7 protein-coding genes are annotated in these 6,210 nt (G+C 63.2%); 2 read left to right on the top strand and 5 right to left on the bottom strand.

The annotated features are described in order from the left end of the window. The 3 genes from RIF85_RS06520 to RIF85_RS06510 all read right to left on the bottom strand — a co-directional run. Positions 1 to 490 (bottom strand): FAD-dependent oxidoreductase (locus RIF85_RS06520; protein WP_309071105.1); only part of this gene is annotated, 490 nt, incomplete at its 3' end. Further along, entirely contained in the window at positions 487 to 1,791 is a 1,305-nt protein-coding gene (nadA, locus tag RIF85_RS06515; protein WP_309071104.1) for a quinolinate synthase NadA, read from the bottom strand. The genes RIF85_RS06520 and nadA, both read right to left, overlap by 4 nt. Positions 1,792 to 1,854: 63 nt before the next feature. Then, a complete protein-coding gene (locus RIF85_RS06510) occupies positions 1,855 to 2,577 on the bottom strand; it encodes an NUDIX domain-containing protein (RefSeq protein WP_309071103.1) in 723 nt (240 codons plus the stop codon). Between the two features lie 392 nt (positions 2,578 to 2,969). Between RIF85_RS06510 and RIF85_RS06505 the strand changes: the two genes are divergently transcribed. Both RIF85_RS06505 and RIF85_RS06500 read left to right on the top strand, forming a co-directional pair. Continuing rightward, complete coding sequence (locus tag RIF85_RS06505; RefSeq protein WP_309071102.1) at positions 2,970 to 3,770, top strand: alpha/beta fold hydrolase; 801 nt, start codon at positions 2,970 to 2,972, stop codon at positions 3,768 to 3,770. A gap of 138 nt (positions 3,771 to 3,908) precedes the next feature. Next, positions 3,909 to 4,874 (top strand): serine/threonine-protein kinase, encoded by a 966-nt coding sequence (locus RIF85_RS06500; protein WP_309071101.1) that lies wholly within the window; start codon positions 3,909 to 3,911, stop codon positions 4,872 to 4,874. Positions 4,875 to 4,993: 119 nt separating this feature from the next. Here the strand turns inward: RIF85_RS06500 and RIF85_RS06495 are convergent, their stop codons facing one another. Further along, positions 4,994 to 5,182, bottom strand: a complete 189-nt coding sequence (locus RIF85_RS06495; protein WP_309071100.1) for a hypothetical protein — start codon at positions 5,180 to 5,182, stop codon at positions 4,994 to 4,996. Between the two features lie 134 nt (positions 5,183 to 5,316). Beyond that, a complete protein-coding gene (locus RIF85_RS06490) occupies positions 5,317 to 6,192 on the bottom strand; it encodes a DNA-formamidopyrimidine glycosylase family protein (protein WP_309071099.1) in 876 nt (291 codons plus the stop codon). Between the last annotated feature and the right edge of the window lie 18 nt (positions 6,193 to 6,210).

Genomic DNA, 6,210 nt, shown 5'->3' with positions numbered 1-6,210 from the left:
CGTGTTCGCGCAACGTGATGCCGGGATCCTGCCGGGCGGCGCGGATCAGCGGGGCCGCGATGCCGGCACCGGTGGCGTCTCCGCCGATATGAAGGATGCGGGAAGCGGCGTGGGCAGCTTCCCGGCCAACTGCCAGATTCCCATCGGGAGCACGGTCGAACGAGGCGCCAAGATCGGCCAGCCTGCCGATCGCCGGCGCCGCCTCTGAACACAGCAGGCGTACGGCAGCTTCGTCACAGAGCCCGGCGCCTGCAGCGAGGGTGTCGGCGACGTGCTGGTCGACGCTGTCCACATCGGGGACCGCAGCTGCGGAAAGTCCGTGGGTGGAGGTGGAGAGTACCGCCGCGATCCCGCCCTGCGCGTACCAGGTGTTGCTTTCTGCAAGGGTGCCTTTCGCCAGAACTGTGACGTGCACGTCCGATTGCCGACGCAACTCCAGCGCCGTGTACAGGCCGGCTATTCCGCTGCCGACCACCAGGACATGGGTCATGGCTTGGCCGCCAGCATCCGTTCCAGCGCTACGCGGGCGTGGGCCGCAACGTCCGCTTCGACAACGATCTGGTTCCGCACTTCCCCGGCCACAAGGCCCTCAAGCACCCAGGCGAGATACCCCGGGTGGATCCGGTACATCGTTGAGCACGGGCAGATGACCGGGTCCAGGCAGAAAATGGTGTGTTGCGGGAACTCAGCCGCGAGCCGATTCACCATGTTGATTTCCGTGCCCACCGCGAAGGTGCCGCCCGGTGCTGCTGCGGCGATGGCCTTGCGGATGTAGTCGGTGGAGCCGGCCTCATCCGCCGCATCGACGACGGGCATCGGGCACTCCGGGTGCACGATGACCCTGACGCCCGGGTACTCCGCCCGCGCCTTCTCGATCTGGTTGACCGTGAACCGCTTGTGGACCGAGCAGAACCCGTGCCAGAGGATCACGCGTGAATCTACGAGCTCCTGTTCCGAGTTGCCGCCGAGCACTTTGCGGGGGTTCCACATGGGCATCTCATTCAGCGACACGCCCATAGCCTTCGCCGTATTGCGGCCCAGGTGCTGGTCAGGGAAGAAGAGGACTCTCTGGCCCCGTTCGAAGGCCCACTGGAGCACCGTCGCCGCGTTCGAGGAGGTGCAGACTATGCCGCCGTTGCGCCCGCAGAAGGCCTTCAGCGCCGCCGAAGAATTCATGTAGGTGACGGGGATGACGGGCTGGCGGCCGGCGTCGTCGGGCTCTGTTCCGAAAAGTTCCTCCAGCTGTTCCCAGCAGTCCGCCACCGAGTCTGCATCCGCCATGTCGGCCATTGAGCAGCCGGCCGCGAGGTTGGGCAGGATTACGCTCTGCTCGGGCTTGGAGAGGATGTCAGCTGTCTCGGCCATGAAGTGAACACCGCAGAACACGATCGCTTCAGCGTCGGGACGCGTTAACGCGGCGTTGGCCAGCTGGAACGAGTCACCCACGAAGTCGGCGTGTTTGACCACCTCATCGCGCTGGTAGAAGTGGCCCAGAATGACCAGGCGATTCCCCAACGTTTCTTTGGCAGCGAGAATACGTGCTTCAAGCTCGGCGTCGTCGGCAAGCCTGTACTCCTCGGGCAGGGCACCCTGACGGGGTGTCGCCGCCGGAGCGGTGTCCAGCATGGAGGCTCCCGGTCCATAATCGGGGCCCTGGTCGGGTGTAGCCGGCATGTCGAACTCCCATGGTCCACGGGCGAGGTCCGGACTGCAGGTGCTGCCCTGGGTTGCTGCTGACCGCTCAGCGTCCTCGCGCGTCAGAAGCTGGATGGCGGTGTTGATGCTTGTCATGGGACTCTCCCTGGTGGAAACGGGCTCGAGCGAGCCGGTGATACTCGGTGGGTTGGTATTGAGTTACGGTGCGTCGGCGGGCTGTGGCTGCCCGGGTCCGCCGTTCGGCACGGGACCCGCATAGCGGTAGAGCCGCGGTGGACGATGGCGGGTGCCCGTGAGGTACTCCTCCGTGGGCTCGATCTGCGGGGTGGCACGCAGCTGGCGTCGAAAATTCGCCGGGTCCAGTTCCTTGTCCAGGACTGCCTCGTACACCTCACGGACCTGGGCAAGAGTGAAGCGCTCGCCCAGAAGGTGATAGGCGATGGAGCCGTACTCCATCTTGTTGCGCAGCCGCCACAGCGCATAGTCGACGATCTCGTTGTGATCGAAGGCAAGCCGCTCCAGCTTGTCGGCGCGGAACCACCTCACATTTTCCGACTCGCGGGTCAGTGCCGCCTCGTCCGGCTGGACCAGCGCCCAGTAGACGATGGAAACGAGCCTCTGCCCGACCGACCGGTGCAGACCTCCGAATGCGTACAGCTGCTCGAGGTACTTCGGGGCCAGGCCTGTGGTCTCGAGAAGATTGCGCGAGGCTGCGTCCTGGAGCGATTCAGAGTGCGCCAGCGGTCCGCCCGGGAGCGCCCACTGGCCAAGGTACGGCTGACGGATGCGCCGCACGAGCGGCAGCCACAGGGTCGGGCGGCCGGAAGCCTCGCTGGGGCGTAGCCCGAAGATCACAGTAGAAATAGCCAACGACGGCGGCTGTTGGCTCCGTTCGGATACGTTCGCCGAGGCGATGGTCACCCTGCACCTCCTTTCAGCTGGACTCCGGTCGGTGCGGTACGCGCAGTACATGCTGCAACGCGCCCACTGCGTACAGTCAGGTGGTTTTGCAGCTACTTATAGTCACATTGACTATAAGTCATTCTAAACCGCCGTCCGGCATGAGACGAATCGGCATGACCGGTGGTCGCCCTTACAGGGAAAACCTGAACGTTAAGTGCGAGCCGTGCGCCCCGATTTGCGTCCGGACAGGAGCGGTGACTAAAGTCACACGGGTTGGCCACTGCTGGCCGGGCGGCGGAGATCTGTTCAATGGAGCACAGTTCTCTGCCGCATTTTTCTTTTCCGGAACGGTCCGTTCGCAGGACGCTAAAGTTTTGGCAGGGCGGCAGCAAGGAAAACCAGGAGGGCACATGGGACGTCACAGCGATCATCTGGTCGAGGGAACGAATCCGGGACTGAGCGTCGTTGTTCACGAGGCGCCCTCCACACCCGCGTCAAGGCCGGTCCTGCTCCTCCACGGATTTGCCTCCTCCGCCAGGCTCAACTGGGAAGATTCGGGATGGGTCCGCGCGCTGACCGACGCGGGCCGCAGGGTCATCACCGTGGATCTGCCCGGGCACGGGTCGAGCACCGCGCCGGAGGACATGGACTCGTACTCCCCCAGCCGCATTCGGGCAGATCTGCTGCAAATTCTGCTTGATGCGCACGTTCAGCCGCTTGATAGCAACCGGCCGGGAAGCGGCGTGGACATCATCGGATACTCGCTCGGTTCACGCCTCGCCTGGGAATTCGGCGCAACGCAGCCGGAACTGGTGCACCGGATGGTGCTCGGCGGACCGGGAAGCGGGGACCCACTGGCTGCCTTCGACCTCGCGGCTGCGCAGCGCTTCCTGACGGATGGAACTCCGATCCAGGACGAGTCCACCGACGGCCTGTTGCGGATGGCGCGCCTTGTTCCCACAAACGACGTCTTCGCATTACTCACCATGGTGGAAGCCATCAAGCGCGAGCCCTTCGTGCCGGCTGACGCGGTTCCGCACATGCCCCTACTCCTGGTAGCCGGAGACCAGGACGAGCGCGCAAGCACGCTGCCTGAGTTGGCGGAGCTGAGCGGTCAAGCGGAGATCCTGTGGCTGCCCGGCCGCACTCACACCAACGCTGTCACGGCCAGGGCTTTCAAGAGCGCCGCCATCGACTTCCTCAAAGCGTAACAATTGCCAAACTTTTGATCTCTGGCATAGTGCGCGGTCTTTCGCACTGCCCGGAACAGGGTAGAATAATCGAGGTGATCAGCATGCTTATCACCTGCTCTTCACCCTCATTCTTTCTTTCTTCCCCGGAGGTCTCACGTGGATGAACTCCTGGCCGAGCGGTACCAACCCATCGAGTTGATTGGTACCGGCGGCGCAGCATCGGTGTTTCGGGCACTGGACCGGAACCTCGGCCGGGACGTGGCAATCAAGGTCTTCAACCCCACTACTTCAGATGACGACGATTACCGGCGGCAGCACACGGAAACGATGCTTCTGTCCACCCTAAACCACCCCGGACTGGTCACCCTTCATGACGCCGGCCTCCAGGAGGACGGCACAGGCAAGACCACCAGCTTTCTCGTAATGGAACTGGTTGACGGCCTTGATCTGCGTAAGTTGCTGAAGGCGGGTCCGCTGCCTTCTGAACACGTTGCTCAGCTGGGGGCAGACCTTGCTGACGCGCTCGCGTACATCCACGCCCAGGGTGTGATCCACCGCGATGTAAAACCTGCAAACATTCTCATGTACCACTCGGGAGAGCACGAAACGCGCCTCTACCCGAAGCTCACGGACTTCGGTATTGCCCGCATGGTGGAAGCAACTCATTCCACGGCTCACGGCGCCACGATCGGCACGGCCAACTACCTCAGTCCGGAGCAAGCCGAGGGCACGACCGTGGAACCGCGTAGCGACATCTACTCGCTCGGTCTCGTCCTCCTGGAATGTCTGACCGGAGAGAAGGCGTTCCCCGGCCCCATAGTAGAGGCGGCCGTCGCCCGCCTACTGCGCGACCCCGAGGTTCCCGATTCCCTCGGCCCCGACTGGGTCAATCTTCTGACACGCATGACTGCACGAAATGCGCAGGATCGTCCTGACGCCCATGAGGTGGCCATCGCGCTGCGTGCGCTGGGGTCCGACAAGGACGACGAAGGATCCCTGACGCTCAACCTGCCGGCGGGCAACGGCATGCAGATGGACACTCCTGATGTAATCACTGGCGGAGTCACAACCGGGAATGTTCACATCCCCGAACCCCCGTCACGGGCTCCCTCACTCGGGTAACCGGAGTCCCAACAGCTGCTCATAGTGAGCTACCGATGCTGTTAATGAGTTACGGACCCGCAGCACCTTGGTGCTGCAGGTCCGTAACTCATTGAGACGTCATGGCACCGTTTGGGCCGCTAGCCGACCGTGCCGTCGCCCCTTTCGGAATCCTTCTCGGGATCTTCCTCGGGTTCAAAACTGCTAGGTTCCTCAGTGGTCGTGATCCCAACTCCGTCCTCGGTGTTGGGGATGGTTCCCTCCGGTTCCGTGCTGCTGGAATCCTTGCCCTGCGCGTCCTGGTCGCGATCGCCTGAATCACTTGTCATGATGACCTCCTCGGTTCGAACCGGATTCTTACCCTTTCGATCCTAGGGGCACCGCTGGAGCTGCAAAAGGACCGCGTCGATCTCGCCGTCGCTTTCGTTGCCCCATAAGTCCAGGTGGGGCGCACTCTGAGCGGTCACTTGAGAAACTTCGAAGTTCGTCGGTCGGCGAGCGGCTTGCCGCCTGTCTGGCAGGTGGGACAGTACTGAAGAGCCGAATCGGCGAACGAGACTTCGCGGACAGTGTCGCCGCACACAGGGCATTCCTGCCCTGTTCGTCCGTGAACCTTCATCTCGCGCCGCTTGGCATCCTTGAGCTCCTTGGCGGGCTTGCCGGCTGCCGCTGTGATTGCTGTCCCCAGAACCGAGTGCATTGCCGTGTGCAATGTGGCCAATTGTTCCTCGCCGAGGTTGGTTGCCAGGGCAAAAGGTGAGAGCCGGGCGGCATGAAGTATTTCATCGCTATAGGCATTGCCTATGCCGGCAATGAAGGACTGGTCCCGCAAGAGCCCTTTGATCTGGCTGCGGTGGCCGTGCAGCATCTCCAGGAACGTTTCCAGCCCGACATCGAGCGCTTCAGGACCAAGCCTGCTGAGTCCCGGGACCTCAGCCACGTCGCGGACGAGGTACGCGGCCGCTGACTTCTTCGTTCCCGCCTCTGTGAGGTCGAAACCGTAACCTTCAGGTTCGGCGCATCGTAGCCGGAGTGCGATGGGACCCTTGCCCGGACGCAGGGCGGTGTCCGGAATGGAGTCAGACCACCTCAGCCACCCGGCACGGGCCAGGTGCATCACGAGGTGAACGCCCTCCAGACTCAGGATGAGGAACTTCCCCCGCCTGTCCACGTCGGTGAACGTCATCGATGAGATGGTCGCCAGTGGCACCTCAGCCGTCTTGAGCACGGCGAAGGATCCGAGCTGAACGTCACGCACGCGAGCAGGGGCACCCTTCACAGGCGTCAGTTTGCTGGCCAGGAACTGTGCGAGCCCCTGGACCTCAGGCATCTCCGGCATGGCACTACGGTAACAGCG

The sequence above is a fragment of the Arthrobacter sp. genome (assembly GCF_031179385.1).
GTDB lineage: Bacteria > Actinomycetota > Actinomycetes > Actinomycetales > Micrococcaceae > Arthrobacter_D.
The sequence above is the reverse complement of the archived record's forward strand: the minus strand, read 5'-3'. Positions and strand labels throughout refer to the sequence as shown.